This window comes from Methanobrevibacter oralis (assembly GCF_001639275.1).
Lineage (GTDB): Archaea > Methanobacteriota > Methanobacteria > Methanobacteriales > Methanobacteriaceae > Methanocatella > Methanocatella oralis.
This window is the reverse complement of the sequence record NZ_LWMU01000051.1, coordinates 14,419-31,258: the sequence shown is the minus strand read 5'-3', so window position 1 is coordinate 31,258 and position 16,840 is coordinate 14,419. Positions and strand designations below refer to the sequence as shown.

Sequence of the window (16,840 nt, the reverse complement as noted above, 5' to 3'; positions counted from 1 at the left end):
TCTTTATATTCTTTCATAACCTCTTTAATTTCATCCAATTCAAGATGTCCTTCAATTTTTTTGCTATTTTTTACCATGAATATTAATTTGTAATTTATATGGTATAAACTTTTCGAGAAAAACTATATTTTAGGTAATAATTTTTTAGCTTCATCTTCTTTTTTAAATAATTTAACTCCAACTGGATTATTTTTAAGATTTAAACAATCTTTTATTATTTGTGAATGTTCTTTAAAATTCATTTTATCACTACACTAATGCAACATATGTTGCACATAATATAAGATTAGTAGAAATGATATTTAAATCTTTCTAAAAATTGCAACATATGTTGCATTATAAATATTGACTTTCTAATGATTCTCGTTAAAATAAGGGTATAATCTTTTATGTCTAAGATAAAATGATTAATATAAAAAAAGAAGTTAAGATACTTTTTTAGAGTATCTTTTGAATTTCGTCACGTACAATTTTATTAACTAAACTACCATCAGCTTTTCCTTTAAGTTGTTTCATACTCATTCCCATTAAAGGACCTATTGCTCCCATTTGACGTTCTTTTACCATTGATTGGTTATTTTGAACAATTTCAGCAATGATTTTACAAACATCATCTTGACTAAGCATAATTAAATTGTTATTTTTAGCTATATTTTCAACATCTTCGTCTGGATTTTTAATTGTTTCAATAGTTAATTTAGTTAAACTATCTTTAGCTATTTTTGAAGTTGCTAATAAATTAAAAATTTCTTTAAAGTGTTTTAATGTTAAAATATTAACATCAAATCCTTCTCTTTTGATTTCACGAAGATCATATGCAAGAAGTGAAGCAACCGGTGTTGCATCTATATCAATATCTTTTAAAATAGCTTCAAATCCATCACTTACTTGTCTTTTAACTAGTTGAGTTGCTAGATCTTCACTTAAATTGTATTCCTTTATTATTCTGGCTTTTTTCTCATCTGGCAGCTCAGGCAAGTTATTTTTAATTGGTTCTATTTGATCATTAGTTATTTTAAATAAAGGAATGTCAGTTTCTAGATACATTCTATTAGCTGTTGGAAGAGGCCTCATATATTCAGTATTTCCGTCTTCAAGAGCTTTACGGGTTTCTTCAACAACACCTTCAAATCCAAGTTTTGCTCTTCTTTTAACTTCTTCTAATGCAGCAATAGCTATGTCCTCATCATGTGCCACAATAATAAATGCATCATTTTCTTCAATTTTCAAATAGTTTTTAACAGCATCTACTTCTTTTTGAGTTATTCCATAAGATGGTAACTCATCACTATGAAAAATACCGGATACTCCACGTTTTTTAGCGTAACTTGCAATTTCTGTTCCAAATCTTCTGCCTGGTTGAACTTCTCCACCAATCAATCCTTTATAACCTTTCAGTACAACTGCTTTTATAGATCTAGCTGATTTTAAAATTTTAGATTCAGTATTTTCAAACAAACTATCTAAATTATGAATTTCATCAAGGACTTTTGCATTTCTTTTTATTAATTCTTCTTTTATATCGATTAGTGCAAGTTGTCTTTGAACTTCACGTTCTACAATTTCAGCCATTAAATCAAGATCTTGCACTCCTTTGATTTCAACACGTGCACCTTTTTCAATTGAAATGTTTAAATCTTGCCTAATTGTTCCAAGACCTCTTTTTACATTAGTACTTCTTAAGATTTGGCCAATCATGTATGCAACTTCACGAACTTGTTCTGGATGGTGCATTGAAGGGTCAGTTGTAATTTCAGCTAATGGAATGCCTAATCTATCAAGTCTAAATTGTGTATATTCATTAGTTGTTGTTATTCTTCTTGCAGCATCTTCTTCAAGACCTAAACTTTCAATTACAACTCTGCCATATGGAGTGTCTAGGTATCCATCAGTAGCAACCATTCCAGTTCTTTGAAATCCTCCAGTATTACTTCCATCTATTACTTGTTTTCTCATGGTGTGGAATTCATCAACAATGTGCATATTCATAAGACATGCAATTGTAATACAAATATCAAGTGCTTCTTCATTTAAACTGTGAGGAGGTTCATCATCATTTTCAACAAGACATGTATGAGTAGAGTAGTTTTCATATTTAAAATTAAGTCCTCTTAAGGATTCTTGAAGAGCTGCTCTATCTATTTCTCCAAGTTCACTCTGAGTTGGTCTTAGACTTCTTTCAATTAATTCACTAAATTCTTCATCAATTAATTCGGTTTTGCATTGACAAAATAATTTATGTTGTGTATCTAACTGTTGATGAATTTCAAGCCCCATTTTTAATCCTAATTTATCATAATCCATTTTTACACAACCTTAATTTAAAAAACATTTAATTGAAGTTTTATCTGAAATCTCTCCAGCCATGTTTTTATGCATAATCTTATTTACTTCTTCTCGATCATCGCTTTGTCCTAAAGCCCAACATAATTTCACATAAGCAGTTTCAGGAGTCATATCAAGTCCAGATATAACACCAGAATCAAGAATTTCACGTCCAGTACTATAAACATTCATATTTACTCTACCATAAATACATTGTGAAGTCATTACAATCGGAATATTTTCATTTTTTGCCCTTTTAAATGAATCAATTAAGTTATTAGGTACATGGCCAAGACCAGTTCCTTCAATAACGATTCCTTTATATCCATTATCAATATGATATTCAATATATTCTTCTGAAATTCCAGGAAAACTTTTAATAAGGCCAACCTTATCTTCAATATTTGTATTTAATTGTAAGTTTTGTGTGCCTCTTTTAATATAATTATAATCTGGATTAATTTTTAATTCCCTGTTTTGAATTTTAGCAACTGGTTCTGCGTTAATGCTTCTAAAAGTATCTCTTCTACTTGTATGCATTTTTCTTACTTTAGTTCCTTTGTGTAAGTATGTATAAGAATCATTTAAGCTTCCATGCATACAAACACTAACCTCAGCAATATCAGATTTTGCAGCAATAACTGAATTAATAAGATTAATATTTGCATCACTTGAAGGTCTATCAGAACTTCTTTGAGCACCAGTTATAACAATGGGAACTGGTGTTTTTATCATAAAACTAAGTGCTGCTGATGTATAGTGCATTGTGTCTGTACCATGTGCAATTACTACTCCATCACATCCATCTGAAATATCATTAGCAATTTCTTTTGAAGCTTCAACCCAATATTTAGGATGCATATTTTCACTTAGAATATTATATAATGCTTTTACATTGTAATTAGCATAGTCTAATAATTCAGGATTGGCTTTAACTAAGTCAAATGCAGTAAATTTTGGATGAACTGCTCCGGTTTTATAATCAATAACAGAAGATACAGTACCTCCAGTTGAAATGATGGAAATATTTTCTTTTGTTGGATCATGAGGTATTTCACTTTTTTCATATCCAATTTTAGGTTTTTCTCCTTTTTCTATTAATTTAGCAGTTGTATTATCAATAGCTACACCAATATTGTAACCACTTGATAATTTTAAAACTAAATATCCATCTTCCTGACCTTCAGCTCTATCAAGTAAAATTCCCTCATAAGTGATGTCTTTTTTATTAATAAGGATTGTATCTCCTATACTAAGCCCATAGTCTTCTAAATATTTATTAGCAACTTCTTTATATGTCATAAAATCACATTTAAGAATTATCTCTCATCCATTGAGCTCCAGCTTTTAAAACATCAATATTTATATCAATTACTTTTGGTTTAGATGCAAACATCTGACTAATAGCATTTTCATAAGATTCAGCTTTTAAAGTTTTATTAATTTCCATTAAAGCTCCAAGTAGTGCAGTATTTGCAGTTTTAGCATTTCCATGTTTTTCAGCTATATCTACTGATGGAACCGCAATTACATTAACTCCTTCTTTTTCGAATTCTCCAATACGTGAATCATATAAGATATATCCGCCTTCTTTAACATCTTCCGAGAATTTTTCAAGTGAAGGTTTGTTAAGAGCAATTAAAATATCAATATCATCAACAACTGGTGTACCAATTGTTTGTGATGAAAGCACAATAGAACAATTAGAATTTCCTCCTCTTTGTTCTGGTCCATAACTTGGATACCAGGATACATGTTTTCCTTCTGCACATGCTGCTTGAGCTATTGTTAAACCTGCACTTAGCACTCCTTGACCACCAAATCCGGTAACTTTAATAGATAATGGGGTGATTTTTTCATTTGAATAAGTAACTTCTTCGCTTCTATCTACATTAAATACTTTATCTAACGCTTCAATTGAAAAATCACTTTTTGGTCTTTCGATTGGGTTTCTAAATCTTTCTTGATCTCTGAAATTACGCACTGGGAATTCTTTTTCCATTTGTTTTTCAATAAACTCTTGAACACCACTTGCATTTTGTTTTAAATTAGTAGGGCAAGGTGATAAAATTTCAACAAATGCATAACCTTTTCCTTCTTTTTGAATAGTTAATGCTCTTTTAATTGCATATTTAGCTAATCTAATTTTAACAGGTGTTGCAAGGGAAACTCTTTCAATAAATACCGGAGCTTCTAATGTATTTATTAACTCACACATATGAGTAGGGTAACCAGCATAGTTAGGATCTCTTCCAGTTTGACAAGTAATAGTTTTTTCTCCAACTAATGTTGTTGGAGCCATTTGTCCACCAGTCATTCCATAAACAGTATTGTTAACAAAAAATACTACGATTTTCTCTCCACGATTAGCTGCTTGTAGTGTTTCGTTAAGACCAATAGAAGCTAAATCTCCATCTCCTTGATAACTCATTACAATGGCATTATCTTCAGCTCTTGAAATTCCAGTAGCTACTGCAGGTGCTCTTCCATGAGCAGTTTGTACATTTCCGCAATTAAAATAATAATAAGCAAACACTGAACATCCAACAGGGGAAATCATAACACAACGTTCTTGAATTCCAAGTTCATCCATTGATTCGGCAATTAATTTATGGATAATTCCATGTCCACATCCAGCACAATAATGAGTTGAGGTTTGATTTGTTTCACCTTTTCTTGGATAAGACTCATAAAGGGATTGTGGATTTCTACGTACTTGTAATTCAAATTCTTTATCATTATATTCTTCATTCATTTTCCACACCTTCAGTCGATTATATTTGGACTAGCTTTTTCTTTACTTACTTTTTTATCTAAATTAGCATCTTCAAAGCCAGCAATTTCATAAATTTTTTCAAGAATTTGTTTAAGCTCAAGTAAATTTCCACCCATTCTATTTACTAAGTGAGTGTTAGTTTTTCTTAAAGCTGCGAGCTGTATATCTTTTAATAATTGTCCATTACTCATTTCTACAGAAATAAAGTCAACTCCTTTATTAGATAATTCTTTAATTCTTTTTTCTGGGAAGGGGGATAATGTAATTGGTCTTAAAAGACCTACTTTAATTCCATTTTTTCGACTAACATCAACTGCAGTTCTAACTATTCTACTACTGATTCCATATGAAACTAAAACAATATCTGCGTCATCTACTTGGTATTCATCGATTACAACTTCATTTTCTGCGATTTTAGCATATTTTTCTTGAAGTTCAAAGTTGAAATTTTCTAATTGGTCAAAATTAAGGAAAATAGATGTTACAAGATTTTCCATTGTTTCTTTATTTCCCCTAACTGCCCAACTATTGTCTATTTCACTTTCAATAGCTTCACTTGGGAATACTAAAGGTTCTGCCATTTGTCCTAAAGTACCATCAGCTAATACTACAACAGGGTTTCTGTATTTATCAGCAAGTTCGAATGCTTTTATGGTTAAGTCACACATTTCTTGAACACTATTTGGTGCAAGAACAATATTTTGGTAGTTTCCATGTCCTCCACCTTTTACAATTTGATTGTAGTCTCCTTGTTCAGGACCAATATTTCCAAGTCCAGGTCCAGCTCTCATAATATCTACAATAACTGCAGGTAATTCTGCACCTGCTAAATAAGTAAACCCTTCTTGCATTAAGCTTATTCCAGGTCCAGATGATGCGGTCATTACTCGGTGACCAGTTGATGCTCCACCATATATCATGTTAATAGATGCCTCTTCACTTTCTGCTTGAACAAATTTCCTACCAAGCATTGGAAAATATTTGGATGCTTCATGTAATATTTCACTAGCTGGAGTTATTGGATATCCAAAAAAACAATCGCAACCAGCATATAATGCTCCAATAATAACTGCTGTATTTCCTTTTATCATTTGATTACTCATTGTTTTTACCTCTTATTTGCTTTGTATTTAATCATTTTTCCAATTTCATTATTCACTATGTTTTTATAACTGTGAACTTCTAAAGCTAATGGTTCAGGGCAGGTAAAGAAGCAATCTTTACATCCTGTACAGCCATGGCCTTTATAGTAAGCGTATTGATATCCAGCTTTATTAAGTTCATCGCTTAAAGCAATAGCGTTTTGTGGACAGCCCAATATACATCTTCCACAACCTTTACATTCTTCTTTGTGAATAACTGGATATGATATTTCCTCTTCTATCATAATATCATTAATTAGTTTTTATTATCTTTCTCTCTGATTGTCACTCTTTTTATTTTACCACTTATAGTTTCTGGGATTTCATCAACAAATTCAATTAATCTTGGATATTTATAAGGGGCAGTAACTCTTTTAACATGATTTTGGATGTCCTTTTTAAGTTCTTCTGATCCTTCAAAGCCTGGTTGCAATATAATAGTTGCTTTTACAATTTGGCCTCGAACTTCATCAGGATAAGCTGTAATTGCACAGTTAGTTACAGCTTCATGTGATAAAACTGCACTTTCTACTTCATAAGGTCCAATACGATATCCAGAACTTTTAATAATATCATCATTTCTTCCGATAAATCTGATATACCCATCTTCATCTACCCATGCAGTATCTCCACAATGGTAGTATCCATTATACCATTGTGCAGCTTGTTTTTTAGGATCTTTATAATATTCTTTAAATAATCCAGGATTTGCTCCATTTTTAACGTTAATGCAGATTTCTCCTTCTTCTCCAATATCTACTTCATCACCACTTTTATCTAACAGTTCAACATTAAATAATGGACTAGGTTTTCCAATTGAACCTAATTTAGCATCTAACCAAATATATGTTCCAATAGTTAATGCAGTTTCAGTTTGTCCAAATCCTTCTTTAATAGTTAAACCTGAGATTTCTTTAAATCTTTTAGATACTTCTGGAGGAAGCGGTTCACCGGCTGTTGTAACATAGCTAATGTTTGAAAAATCATATCCTTCGATTTTTTCTTTAATTAAGAATCTATAAATTGTAGGTGGAGCACAGAAAGTATTTACTTTATGTTCAATAACTTTTTCAAGTAATTTAATTCCATTAAACCTTTCATAATCATAAATGAAAATACTGGTTCCTGCAATCCATTGACCATAAAGATTTCCCCAAGCGGCTTTTCCCCAACCACTGTCCGCTGCAGTATGGTGTATTCCGTCTTCTACAACATTGTGCCAATATTTAGCAGTCGGGATATGACCTAATGCATATGTATGTTTGTGTGCTACCATTTTAGGAAGTCCACTAGTTCCAGATGTGAAATAGATTAAGAAAAGGTCATCAGCTTTTGTTGCATCATCACCAGTTGGTCTTTCAAAGACGTCACTTTGACTTTCAATAGCTTCATCAAAGTTTATCCAACCATCTCTTTTTCTATCAATTACAAGTTTTTTTAATTCAATACCTAATTCTTTTTCTGTTTCTTCATAATCTGGAAGTAATTGGTCTTCATCCACCGATACAACTAATTTTACTTCACCATTTTTTATTCTAAAGTCAATATCATGAAGTTTTAACATATGTGTTGCTGGAATTGCAACTGCTCCGATTTTATGTAATGCAACCATACAGAACCAAAATTCATATCTGTTTTTTAAAGTAAGCATTACTTTATCTCCTTTATTAATGCCTAAACTTTTAAATAGGTTTGCGGTTTTATTACTGTATTTTTTCATGTCTTCAAATGTAAATGTATGTTTTGTATCTTCATCATTAACCCAAATTAAAGCTACTTTTTCAGGGTCAATTTCAGCATACTTGTCAACAACATCAAATCCAAAGTTAAAGTCATCATCATATTTTAATTTAAAATTTTTATAAAAGTCATCATAAGAGTTAAAGTCAACTCTTTCTACAAAATCTCCAATAACAGATGTCATTTATTAACCTCAGTAATCATTATATTATAATAGCTAAAAATTTCGCTGGTTTATCATTAAGTGCGACCATAGCATGTCTATGTGTTGAATCAAAGAAAATAGAATCTCCTTCGTTTAAAATAATTTCATTATTATGAATGTATATTTTTAAGGAACCTTCTAATACATAATTAAATTCTTGGCCCGGATGTGAGTTTAAAGAAGGAACTGGGTCTTTTTCAGGATCCACAGTTACAATGAAGGTTTCTGCTTTTTTATTAATAAATTTATTACATAGGTTTTCATGTTCATATTCTTTTCGTCTTTCAACTGCAATTCCTTTATTTGCACGAGTAACATCAAATATACTCATTCTACTTTCTTCACCAGTTAAAAGTAAGCCTAAATCTACTTCAAACATATTTGAGAGTTCATATAAAAAACTAGCTGGAATATCTATCTTTCCATTTTCATAGCTGATGTATGTTTCCTCATCAATATTTAAGCTATTTGCAACTTCTTTTATTGAAATATCGGAAAGCTCTCTTAATTCTTTAATTCTATTTCCAATATCTTTATTATAATCATTCAATATAAACACCCTAAATTTTCTAAAGTTTATAACATATATCTAAATTTGATTATTACTTTATATAAAGCTTATCAAAAATCATGATAATTCATTATAAATTATATTTCTCAGAAATTTTATAAAATCTTTATATACTTGATTGACATATTTATATTAATTAATAAGGAGGGGTTTAAATGTCTGATATTGGCACTAATATAACATTTAAAAAACAGTTAGGATTAAACTTCGATATAGATCAAAAATATGTTGGGCTTAAAATGAAAGATAATAATATTTTATCATTTAATTTTAGAGTCCCAGGTTCATTAAAAGATGAAGTAGAACTTTACTTTAAAAAATTCAAATTAGGTGAACCAATTCTTGTAGATATTGGTGGTACTGGTGATATTAAATGTGATTTTAAGGGTATTTCACCTGCATTAAAAAATAAGGATGAATTTGATTCATATTTTATTTCAGCTACTTTACAAGAAGATAAAACATATAATCCTTTAGAAGAAGAAAAGTGTGAAAGCTGTTCTAATTGCGGCTTCCACTAGCTTCTTTATCTTTTTTTCTTATTTTCATTAACTCTTTATATATATATTTCAATAATAGAAATGAAAATATTATTGTAAGTATTGTTAATGGTATAATAAATGCAGTATTTATTACATACATCTCTGCATTTGTTGTTTCAATTATTACGGCAATTGTATTATTTAAAAAGTGAATGCTTATTGGAATTAAAATGTTGTCTGTTTCTAAATAAATTATACACATACACATTCCAAATAAAGTTGCACTTATTATTCCTCCAAATTCATGACCAATTCCAAATAATATGGAGGATATTATTATAGCTGGAATTATTCCTATTCTTATTTTTAATCTATTGAATAAAACTCCTCTAAAAGTTAATTCCTCAATAATTGGTGCACAAAATACTGATGCTATTGTTAAATATATGAAATCAGATGAGCTTAAAAGAGGAGTATCAAAGTCTAAATCTGGAATAAAACTTGGATCTATTAATCCATGAATCCAATCAGCGCTAGATATTAAATATGCAATGAGTGATGCAAAAAATAAATTTATAACAAGAATATAAATTATTTTTCTTTTATTGTCTACTTGAAGGAGGTTATTAAAGTCATTTTTAAGACCTTTGGTACCTGACAATGCCCAAATAAAAAATATTAACACGAATATTGTTAATAAAATCGTGTATAAATCATCGTTGCTATCAAAAACCGGAATTATATTTCCTACTATTGAATTTAATATAAATGCAATAATAATTACAACGAACAATTCTCTTAATCGGATTGTCCTAAGTCTAATATTAAAGTCTGTAATACGTTTATCCATATAAATCAACTATAATTCTTTTTTAAACCAATTTACAGTTTCTTGTAAATTTTTTTCGAAGTCTTTCGACTTAATTTGGTAATTAATTTTTTTTAAGTTATTAACATCAGCTAATGAGTGTTTAATGTCCCCTGCTCTTTTGGGAAGATATTTAGCTTCAATATCACTTTCAAGTGTATCTTTAATAATATTATATAATTTATTAATTGTTAATTTTTCTCCAGATGCAACATTTACAACTCCATTAAAATCACTTTTACAAGCTGCAATATTGGCATTTACAACATCTTTTATATAAACAAAGTCTCTAGTTTGTTTTCCATCACCATAAATTACTGGTTGGGTTTTTTCAATAATTGTACTTATAAAGTTAGGAATAACCGCAGCATATTGGGAATTTTTGTCCTGTTTTGGTCCAAATACATTAAAGTATCTAAGAGCAGTATAATTTAAACCATAACTTTCATAAAACGATTTAAGATATAATTCACAGCTGGCTTTAGATGCTGCATAGGGGGAAGTTGGCATTAATGCTTCACTTTCTTTTAAAGGAATGTTTGGATTTTGCCCATAAACTGCTGAAGATGATGAAAAAATGATTTTTTTAATATCATTTTTAACACAAGCATGTAATAGTTTTATTGTGGAAGTAACATTATTTTCATTACATTTTTCTGGATTTTCAACACTTAATGGCACACTAGCCATAGCTGCAAGGTGAAAAACATAATCTTTATTTTTAAGAATCCCATTTAAATCTGCAGTATTTAAGTCCTCTTTTATTACTTCTAAATTTTCATGAGTTGGATTGTTTAGGTTATCCATTTTTCCTGTTGAGAAATTATCGATGATTGTTACTTTATTTTCATCTAAAAGTTTATCAACAATATATGAACCTATAAAACCAGCTCCACCAGTTACAATAACGTGTTTATTCTTCATTAAATCACTCTAATTCAAATTTTATTATTTTTCAGGTACTAATTATTATTTTTAAGTAATAACATTTATATATTTTTATAATTATATTATTCTTTATAAGAAGGGGTTCTATACATGTTTGATTTAATAGGGGATATGTTGTTGTTCGCTTCATATGGTAATTATAATGCTTTAGCTAATATTTCAATAAGTTATTTTGATGTATTTTTAGTTTATATTGTTGTCATTATCACATCAATAGTTGCAGGATTAGTTTTAAAACTTCCATTATTGCCTAGTGAACCAAAGAGATATTCTTTTGATGTAAGTGCATTATATCCAACTCCTATAATAGCTATTGGTATTTTATCAATTTTTTTAGTTTTAAATTATACTTTTATGTATAATGGTTTATTATTAGCTATTATTATAGGAATTTTATCTGCTTTATTTGTGAAATATTTATTTTATATTGTATTTCCAAAAGTGGTAGGTAATGGAGATGATGTGTATGAATGAAATAATCGGAATTATAATAGCTACAATTCTCTGTTGGTTTAATTTTGTTATTGTTGATACCTATTTTGGACTTCCAGAACAAGCTGGTGTTAGAGGAGCTAGATTGATTGGTGAAGATATCCAAAAAAGAGGAGGAGATATTGCTGGAGGATTTTTTCAAGGAAACATTGTCTGTTCTCCAGATGCATCTGCAGGTACATTAATAGCAGCTATTGGATATTTCCTTTTAGGAATTCCTGGTGGGATTATTGCAGCATTTCTAATATTTATAGGAAATAGATTGTGTGCTGATCCGGGATATGCTGGAACTATTGGTTCATTAACTGCAACAGTAATTATATTTATTTGTTCTTTCATTGGTTTTACTCCTGAAATATTTATTGTTGGAATGGTTATAGCTATTTTAACTGTTCAAGGAATTAGTCATAAAAATTCCTCAATACTTTTAGGTAAAATAGCTGATAAATTCGATAGGCATGCTAAAGAGTGATTATATGTATGTTGAAATTATAGGAGTCATAGTCATATTTGTTGCATTAAGGGCTTTAATAACTAGAAATAGAGCTGAAAAATTATTGTATGTAAATGTTATAGGATTTGGTATTTCAGCTATTATTGCATTGGTAATTAATACTCCATTTGCTCTTATTGTTGCTGCAACATTCTTTATTTGTTCTACTGTTAGTGCTAACGCGATTGCATATACTTTAAGAAGGCTTGATGATGAAATATTATTGGACTGAGGTATTAAGATGGAATTTGTAGTATCAATAATTGCAATTGCTTTAATTGTTATAGGGGCATTTGGAATTATTTTTGATAAAAGACCTCTTGACAAGGTTATAATGTTTTCAATATTGAATGCTGGATTTTTACTTGTAGTTGTATTGTTTAATTATTTAGATGTAGCTTTGTTTGTAGCATTAGCCGATCCATTATCTACTTTAGTATTTATTTTAGCTATTGTAAAGATCAATGAGATTAGAAAAAATAAAACTGATAGTGGTGAATTACATGATTGATGTTCAATTATTTTTTTATTTAGGGATTTTCATTGCTATTGTGGGAAGTTTAGCTACTGCATTGGGTCCTGGAGTAAATGATCCTATAGTTAGGACTTTTAATACTGAAGTTGCATCTATTGGGGTTTGTTTAGTATTATTGTCTTATAATCATGTACTTGCTTTATTAACTTTACTTGCAACTACTGTAATAATTAGTTTAATTTTATTTAGAGCTATTATTCGTTTAGAAGAAATGGGGGCTGATTTATGAAGTTAAGGTGGATTTGGAATAGATTAGCAGATCCTAAAATTGTCCCTCGTGTTTTTGCATTTAGTTTAGGAGCAATATTAATTCTGGGTTTAATAGTTCCAATGGCTTTAAATCCAGATCAATTATATGTACGTCCAGAACCTCAAGAACAAATTGATGCAGGTTTAGCTATTGCACCTTATGATCGGGGAGGGATGGTTTTAAAAGAACCAGGTAATATTAATCCCCAATATCCTGAAAATGCAGCATCTTTAGGTATGATTACAGCTTATATGTCTCCGTTAGCAGAGTTTATCTCATCAATTTCTCCTTACTTTGGTACATCAATTTATTCATCTCCAGGTGGGCTTATTGATGAAATTTTATATTATACAAGAGGATTCGATACAATTTTAGAATCAAGTATTTTGATGATGTCATTTATTATTGCTTCATGGTTATCTGTTAATTATACAATGAATAGGAAAAACGATAAAAAAGAGATACAAACTAATGTTAAAAAAGCAATAGACACATCTGCAAAAGTAGCTAATGAAGTAAAAGCTAGTGATGTAAAAGCAAGATCAAGGCAATTAAGGAGGGATAACTAATGGTGTTTATTCCAACTTATGTTCCTGAAGCATTTTTATCAATGTATCTGCCCACTATCTATGCTGGTTTAATAATTGGTTTCATTGGAAGCATGGGGATTGCATTAAAACGAGAAGAAATTCACATTCTTATTTTAACAGACATTGTAGGATTAGCTATGATATTTGTAGTTTCTGCTGTAGGAACTGATTTAGCAGAAGCATTAATATTGCCAGGTTTAGTAGTAGAATTAGCTGAGACTTTAGCTATTTCTGAAATTTTACTCACACGTGAAATGCGTTTAATAGAACAAGATTCAAGGAGAAACTTATCTAAGTCATCTTCACTGTTTCCAGTTCCATTTACTTTAGACATGGAAATAATGACTACTGCACCTAATTTCATTGCATTAATTTTAATCGCTTATGGAATATTTTTAACAGGTTTTACTGGAGGGGCAGTAGCTGGTGGAGGAATTGTTTTATATGCATTGTCTAAAAAGGCAAGGGGATTGCCTGTACTTGTTTTAGAGGGTGTTGCTGGTGTTTCAGGTATTGCATGGTGTTTATGGATTATAGGTTTCTTATTATTCTTTGTATCGCCTAATCTATGGTTGTTAAGTTTATTCTTAGCTGCTTGCGGATTGTTATTAAAAGTAGCTTCAAAAGTTGGTTTAATTGGACTACTTATGAGGGAAGATATTGATAAGGAGTAGGTGGAAGTTATGGATTTTGTTACACTTGGTGGAAATGTATTAGGAATTATTCCTCTTGGAGATATTGTATTATATGTTACACCTTTTAATTTGTTTCTTTTTGCAGTGTTACTAGGATTTACAGCTTTAATAGCGGTAAGTCAACCTGAAACACAAATTGAAGCTACATTCAATAATTTTCAAAACAATGAGGTAAAAGTTGGTGAAAAAGAATTTAGACAAAGAAGATTTTTATCTGTTATTTGTGGTTTAGCATCTGCTGGAGCCATGATTACAGGTGATTTATTTAACTTTACTTTATTCATGGCATTAGTTGGTATTTTAAATATTGGTATTGTCTCTGCTGTTAAACAAACTACTGTTTTAAATTCAGCTTTTAATTATGGACTAATAGCTATGATGTGTAGTTTACCTTTATTCGGTGGAGCTGCTATTATACTTGCTTCAACAGGAACTTTGAGTTTACAATTGCTTTCTCAAATGCCTACTAATCCGATGGTTATATTTGGTGCGGTTTTAATGTTACTTGGTATTTTAGGTGAAAGTGGTATTGCACCATTTTTTGCAAGTAAAGCAGAAATGTTTAGGACTCCTGGTTCTCCGTTTATTGTTATTATTCATTTAAGTTCATTATTTATTATTGTGAGGGCTGTAGAGATATTATTATTGGTGTTGTGGTAAGTGAGAGTATGAACAGTCAAAAAATTTTATGTATTATATTATTGGTAATATCAACGATAGCTATTTTAACTTGCTTAGTTGTAAGTTTAGACGCATGGGTAGTATATTTGGTAGCTATTTTTGCTATTCCTTTATGGATTTTATCTTTAGGTTTATTAACTATGGCTACTCCAAGACCTGAAGATGCAGAAGAAAGAGTGAAAGAACCATTTACTGGATATTAGTGGTATTATGAATTTGATGGCAGATATTTTAATCAATGTTATTATTGCATTTTTGGCAGGAAGCCTCCTTCTAGGATTACATAGAAAAATCATGGCTCGTGTTCAGAAAAGACCAGGTCCGCCTGTTATTCAGTACCTATTACATTCTTTAAAATTCTTTTTTAAAGAAACTTCTATTCCAAAAACTGTTTCAAAAGTATTTTATATTGGTATTGTTTTTATTTTAGCAGCTATTTGGATTGTTGGTGTGATTGTAGGGCCAGTAGCTCATGATTCACTTTTGATATTGTTTGGTGTTTATGCAGTTTATAAAATTGTAGAACATAATTCTGGATCTAGTTCTGGTTCTCCTTATGGTAAATTAAGTTGTGTGAGGGCTGTTTTATCAGCAGCAACCGAGCTTCCGTTATTTGCTGTAATTGTTTTAATTTATATTAAAACTGGTTCAATGAATATTGGTCAAATTATGACTTATCAATCTGTAAATGGTTCTTTAGCATTTTCAATTCCTCTTGCAGCAGTAATGTTTTTCATGTTATTGTTAACTAAATCTCCATACTCTCCGTTTGCAATAACAAAAGATAAATCACTTGTATCTGGTTTTGAAACTGAGCATTTTGGATTTTTAAGAGGATTTATGATGTTTTCAGAGTCAGTTGCATGGTATGTAATGCTTTGGGTATTTTTATCAATATTTTTTGGTCCAATAGGTGCAATTGGTTATTTAATAGGAATGATAATAATTACTTTTATTACAGGATTTATTAATGCTACAACTCCTATTTTGGCTCCAAATCATGCTGTAATGGCTCAAATAACAATAGGGGCAATTTGTTTTGTAGGAACACTTGTAATGATATTTGTTTAGTTGTGTGATAATATGAATAATGAAAATGTTATTGTTTATTTAACTGCATTAGTTGCTATTGGCATAATTATTGTTGGTCTTTTAACAACATTCATGCATTCAACTCTTATTGCTCCAGTTGTTGTTATTGGATTAATTTTATTTATATTCGTGATTTTAGCAAAAGGCGATTTTGCTCATAAAATTGAAAATATTGAAAAATTATGTTTCTTTATAACTTTTATAGCAATCATATTGGCATTTATATTACTTTATAGACAGATTTAGGGGATATTATGATAGAATATTTATTAGATATAATTGCCTTTGTTATAGGGGCAGTTATAGGATTAAAATTTAGCTATAAACAACATAGTGAACCTTATGTTGTAGTTAATAAGGTAGATGCAATTCAATTAATTATTGCAGTTGTGGGTTTTCTATTAATAGTTATTTCAAATAATATGATTTTAACTGCTGTTGGTTGCTTTATTGTAGGTGCATTAATTGGAGAAAGACCAGGTTATGGTAGATTAGAACTGGTTTTTGGATTTTCAATTGCTGTAATTATTTATTTGTTGTTAAAATTATCTAATATGATGTGATTTTATGGATGATGACGCTAAAATGCATTTAATAAAAAAAAGAATAATTAAAAGCTATGCTTGGCAAAGAGATATTATTAAACCACTTTCAAAAGATTATAATTGTTCTAGTGAAGAGCTTGAGGAAGTGTTATTTAATTTATTAGACATGTCTTCTCTTGAAGCATTACATGCAACCTATGTTACAGCTCAAGAAACATGTTTAGCCGAAAAATTTAATGCAGATTTAAGATTATGTTGGTTTGTTGACACATTAGAATTAATTTCAAAAGAAGACGCAACTAATTTAAAGGATAAATTAGTTAAAGAAGTTATGAATGGAAAAAAATATGATGAGGTACTAGAAGAAGGACAAATTGAAGTATTTCAAATATTAAAAAGTTTACAATAAC

24 protein-coding genes are annotated in these 16,840 nt (G+C 29.9%); 14 read left to right on the top strand and 10 right to left on the bottom strand.

Features of this window, described 5'->3' with window-relative positions; all coding sequences use genetic code 11:
* Window positions 1-122 precede the first annotated feature (122 nt).
* The 8 genes from MBORA_RS11090 to MBORA_RS03445 all read right to left on the bottom strand — a co-directional run bounded on the left by MBORA_RS11090 (window position 123) and on the right by MBORA_RS03445 (window position 8,747).
* Complete coding sequence (locus tag MBORA_RS11090) at window positions 123-242, bottom strand: DUF169 domain-containing protein (protein ID WP_220607662.1); 120 nt, start codon at window positions 240-242, stop codon at window positions 123-125.
* Between the two features lie 196 nt (window positions 243-438).
* Window positions 439-2,304: a Glu-tRNA(Gln) amidotransferase subunit GatE gene (gene gatE, locus MBORA_RS03475; protein ID WP_042693155.1), complete on the bottom strand. Its 1,866-nt coding sequence runs from the start codon at window positions 2,302-2,304 to the stop codon at window positions 439-441.
* A 12-nt stretch (window positions 2,305-2,316) separates the two neighbouring features.
* On the bottom strand, window positions 2,317-3,627 hold the full coding sequence (gene gatD / locus MBORA_RS03470) for a Glu-tRNA(Gln) amidotransferase subunit GatD (protein WP_042693151.1): 1,311 nt from the start codon (window positions 3,625-3,627) through the stop codon (window positions 2,317-2,319).
* 10 nt (window positions 3,628-3,637) lie between these two features.
* A complete protein-coding gene (locus MBORA_RS03465; RefSeq protein WP_042693149.1) occupies window positions 3,638-5,080 on the bottom strand; it encodes a 2-oxoacid:acceptor oxidoreductase family protein in 1,443 nt (480 codons plus the stop codon).
* A gap of 11 nt (window positions 5,081-5,091) precedes the next feature.
* Window positions 5,092-6,204 carry a 3-methyl-2-oxobutanoate dehydrogenase subunit VorB gene (locus MBORA_RS03460; RefSeq protein WP_042693146.1) on the bottom strand — a complete coding sequence of 371 codons (1,113 nt, stop codon included), beginning with the start codon at window positions 6,202-6,204 and terminating at the stop codon, window positions 5,092-5,094.
* Window positions 6,205-6,209: 5 nt separating this feature from the next.
* Window positions 6,210-6,488: a 4Fe-4S dicluster domain-containing protein gene (locus tag MBORA_RS03455; protein ID WP_042693143.1), complete on the bottom strand. Its 279-nt coding sequence runs from the start codon at window positions 6,486-6,488 to the stop codon at window positions 6,210-6,212.
* Between the two features lie 11 nt (window positions 6,489-6,499).
* Complete coding sequence (locus MBORA_RS03450) at window positions 6,500-8,167, bottom strand: AMP-binding protein (RefSeq protein WP_042693139.1); 1,668 nt, start codon at window positions 8,165-8,167, stop codon at window positions 6,500-6,502.
* A gap of 19 nt (window positions 8,168-8,186) precedes the next feature.
* Complete coding sequence (locus MBORA_RS03445; protein WP_081738360.1) at window positions 8,187-8,747, bottom strand: helix-turn-helix domain-containing protein; 561 nt, start codon at window positions 8,745-8,747, stop codon at window positions 8,187-8,189.
* A 167-nt stretch (window positions 8,748-8,914) separates the two neighbouring features.
* On the opposite strand from MBORA_RS03445, the gene MBORA_RS03440 reads away from it, so the two are divergent.
* The gene (locus tag MBORA_RS03440; protein WP_042693134.1) at window positions 8,915-9,280 is read left to right on the top strand and encodes a hypothetical protein; all 366 of its coding nucleotides are present in this window, start codon (window positions 8,915-8,917) and stop codon (window positions 9,278-9,280) included.
* Here the strand turns inward: MBORA_RS03440 and MBORA_RS03435 are convergent.
* Both MBORA_RS03435 and MBORA_RS03430 read right to left on the bottom strand, forming a co-directional pair.
* Window positions 9,261-10,091, bottom strand: coding sequence for a CPBP family intramembrane glutamic endopeptidase (locus tag MBORA_RS03435; RefSeq protein WP_042693131.1), 831 nt, complete (start codon window positions 10,089-10,091; stop codon window positions 9,261-9,263). The two genes, MBORA_RS03440 and MBORA_RS03435, sit on opposite strands and share 20 nt — an antisense overlap.
* A 9-nt stretch (window positions 10,092-10,100) precedes the next feature.
* Window positions 10,101-11,033 (bottom strand): NAD-dependent epimerase/dehydratase family protein, encoded by a 933-nt coding sequence (locus MBORA_RS03430; RefSeq protein ID WP_063720231.1) that lies wholly within the window; start codon window positions 11,031-11,033, stop codon window positions 10,101-10,103.
* Window positions 11,034-11,147: 114 nt separating this feature from the next.
* Between MBORA_RS03430 and ehaA the strand changes: the two genes are divergently transcribed.
* Genes ehaA through MBORA_RS03365 form a run of 13 tightly spaced genes read left to right on the top strand, consistent with a single transcriptional unit; the run spans window position 11,148 to window position 16,839 of the window.
* Window positions 11,148-11,531, top strand: a complete 384-nt coding sequence (ehaA, locus tag MBORA_RS03425) for an energy-converting NiFe hydrogenase A subunit EhaA (RefSeq protein ID WP_042693125.1) — start codon at window positions 11,148-11,150, stop codon at window positions 11,529-11,531.
* Window positions 11,524-12,021, top strand: a complete 498-nt coding sequence (locus MBORA_RS03420) for a hypothetical protein (protein WP_081738359.1) — start codon at window positions 11,524-11,526, stop codon at window positions 12,019-12,021. Before ehaA ends, MBORA_RS03420 begins: the two co-directional genes overlap by 8 nt.
* A gap of 4 nt (window positions 12,022-12,025) precedes the next feature.
* Complete coding sequence (locus MBORA_RS03415; protein WP_042693118.1) at window positions 12,026-12,274, top strand: DUF2109 domain-containing protein; 249 nt, start codon at window positions 12,026-12,028, stop codon at window positions 12,272-12,274.
* A gap of 9 nt (window positions 12,275-12,283) precedes the next feature.
* Window positions 12,284-12,553, top strand: a complete 270-nt coding sequence (locus MBORA_RS03410) for an EhaD family protein (RefSeq protein WP_063720230.1) — start codon at window positions 12,284-12,286, stop codon at window positions 12,551-12,553.
* On the top strand, window positions 12,546-12,806 hold the full coding sequence (locus tag MBORA_RS03405; RefSeq protein ID WP_063720229.1) for an EhaE family protein: 261 nt from the start codon (window positions 12,546-12,548) through the stop codon (window positions 12,804-12,806). Before MBORA_RS03410 ends, MBORA_RS03405 begins: the two co-directional genes overlap by 8 nt.
* The gene (locus tag MBORA_RS03400; RefSeq protein ID WP_042693109.1) at window positions 12,803-13,396 is read left to right on the top strand and encodes an EhaF family protein; all 594 of its coding nucleotides are present in this window, start codon (window positions 12,803-12,805) and stop codon (window positions 13,394-13,396) included. The genes MBORA_RS03405 and MBORA_RS03400 overlap by 4 nt, the downstream gene beginning before the upstream one ends.
* Complete coding sequence (locus MBORA_RS03395) at window positions 13,396-14,091, top strand: EhaG family protein (protein WP_042693106.1); 696 nt, start codon at window positions 13,396-13,398, stop codon at window positions 14,089-14,091. The genes MBORA_RS03400 and MBORA_RS03395 overlap by 1 nt, the downstream gene beginning before the upstream one ends.
* Window positions 14,092-14,100: 9 nt before the next feature.
* Window positions 14,101-14,772, top strand: coding sequence for a proton-conducting transporter transmembrane domain-containing protein (locus MBORA_RS03390; protein ID WP_042693103.1), 672 nt, complete (start codon window positions 14,101-14,103; stop codon window positions 14,770-14,772).
* Window positions 14,773-14,780: 8 nt separating this feature from the next.
* Window positions 14,781-14,996 (top strand): hypothetical protein, encoded by a 216-nt coding sequence (locus tag MBORA_RS03385; protein WP_042693099.1) that lies wholly within the window; start codon window positions 14,781-14,783, stop codon window positions 14,994-14,996.
* Between the two features lie 7 nt (window positions 14,997-15,003).
* Window positions 15,004-15,864: a respiratory chain complex I subunit 1 family protein gene (locus tag MBORA_RS03380; RefSeq protein ID WP_042693097.1), complete on the top strand. Its 861-nt coding sequence runs from the start codon at window positions 15,004-15,006 to the stop codon at window positions 15,862-15,864.
* Between the two features lie 12 nt (window positions 15,865-15,876).
* Entirely contained in the window at window positions 15,877-16,131 is a 255-nt protein-coding gene (locus MBORA_RS03375; RefSeq protein ID WP_042693094.1) for a hypothetical protein, read from the top strand.
* A gap of 8 nt (window positions 16,132-16,139) precedes the next feature.
* On the top strand, window positions 16,140-16,448 hold the full coding sequence (locus MBORA_RS03370; protein ID WP_042693091.1) for an energy-converting hydrogenase subunit EhaL family protein: 309 nt from the start codon (window positions 16,140-16,142) through the stop codon (window positions 16,446-16,448).
* A 4-nt stretch (window positions 16,449-16,452) separates the two neighbouring features.
* Window positions 16,453-16,839: a DUF1959 family protein gene (locus MBORA_RS03365; protein ID WP_063720228.1), complete on the top strand. Its 387-nt coding sequence runs from the start codon at window positions 16,453-16,455 to the stop codon at window positions 16,837-16,839.
* Window position 16,840 lies beyond the last annotated feature (1 nt).

Excerpts from the sequence above, each read along its gene's own strand:
- MBORA_RS11090 (WP_220607662.1), bottom strand. The coding sequence starts at position 242 with ATGAATTTTAAAGAACATTCACAAATAATAAAAGATTGTTTAAATCTT.
- gatE (WP_042693155.1), bottom strand. The coding sequence starts at position 2,304 with ATGGATTATGATAAATTAGGATTAAAAATGGGGCTTGAAATTCATCAA.
- gatD (WP_042693151.1), bottom strand. The coding sequence starts at position 3,627 with ATGACATATAAAGAAGTTGCTAATAAATATTTAGAAGACTATGGGCTT.
- MBORA_RS03465 (WP_042693149.1), bottom strand. The coding sequence starts at position 5,080 with ATGAATGAAGAATATAATGATAAAGAATTTGAATTACAAGTACGTAGA.
- MBORA_RS03460 (WP_042693146.1), bottom strand. The coding sequence starts at position 6,204 with ATGAGTAATCAAATGATAAAAGGAAATACAGCAGTTATTATTGGAGCA.
- MBORA_RS03455 (WP_042693143.1), bottom strand. The coding sequence starts at position 6,488 with ATGATAGAAGAGGAAATATCATATCCAGTTATTCACAAAGAAGAATGT.
- MBORA_RS03450 (WP_042693139.1), bottom strand. The coding sequence starts at position 8,167 with ATGACATCTGTTATTGGAGATTTTGTAGAAAGAGTTGACTTTAACTCT.
- MBORA_RS03440 (WP_042693134.1), top strand. The coding sequence starts at position 8,915 with ATGTCTGATATTGGCACTAATATAACATTTAAAAAACAGTTAGGATTA.
- MBORA_RS03435 (WP_042693131.1), bottom strand. The coding sequence starts at position 10,091 with ATGGATAAACGTATTACAGACTTTAATATTAGACTTAGGACAATCCGA.
- MBORA_RS03430 (WP_063720231.1), bottom strand. The coding sequence starts at position 11,033 with ATGAAGAATAAACACGTTATTGTAACTGGTGGAGCTGGTTTTATAGGT.
- ehaA (WP_042693125.1), top strand. The coding sequence starts at position 11,148 with ATGTTTGATTTAATAGGGGATATGTTGTTGTTCGCTTCATATGGTAAT.
- MBORA_RS03420 (WP_081738359.1), top strand. The coding sequence starts at position 11,524 with ATGAATGAAATAATCGGAATTATAATAGCTACAATTCTCTGTTGGTTT.
- MBORA_RS03415 (WP_042693118.1), top strand. The coding sequence starts at position 12,026 with ATGTATGTTGAAATTATAGGAGTCATAGTCATATTTGTTGCATTAAGG.
- MBORA_RS03410 (WP_063720230.1), top strand. The coding sequence starts at position 12,284 with ATGGAATTTGTAGTATCAATAATTGCAATTGCTTTAATTGTTATAGGG.
- MBORA_RS03405 (WP_063720229.1), top strand. The coding sequence starts at position 12,546 with ATGATTGATGTTCAATTATTTTTTTATTTAGGGATTTTCATTGCTATT.
- MBORA_RS03400 (WP_042693109.1), top strand. The coding sequence starts at position 12,803 with ATGAAGTTAAGGTGGATTTGGAATAGATTAGCAGATCCTAAAATTGTC.
- MBORA_RS03395 (WP_042693106.1), top strand. The coding sequence starts at position 13,396 with ATGGTGTTTATTCCAACTTATGTTCCTGAAGCATTTTTATCAATGTAT.
- MBORA_RS03390 (WP_042693103.1), top strand. The coding sequence starts at position 14,101 with ATGGATTTTGTTACACTTGGTGGAAATGTATTAGGAATTATTCCTCTT.
- MBORA_RS03385 (WP_042693099.1), top strand. The coding sequence starts at position 14,781 with ATGAACAGTCAAAAAATTTTATGTATTATATTATTGGTAATATCAACG.
- MBORA_RS03380 (WP_042693097.1), top strand. The coding sequence starts at position 15,004 with ATGAATTTGATGGCAGATATTTTAATCAATGTTATTATTGCATTTTTG.
- MBORA_RS03375 (WP_042693094.1), top strand. The coding sequence starts at position 15,877 with ATGAATAATGAAAATGTTATTGTTTATTTAACTGCATTAGTTGCTATT.
- MBORA_RS03370 (WP_042693091.1), top strand. The coding sequence starts at position 16,140 with ATGATAGAATATTTATTAGATATAATTGCCTTTGTTATAGGGGCAGTT.
- MBORA_RS03365 (WP_063720228.1), top strand. The coding sequence starts at position 16,453 with ATGGATGATGACGCTAAAATGCATTTAATAAAAAAAAGAATAATTAAA.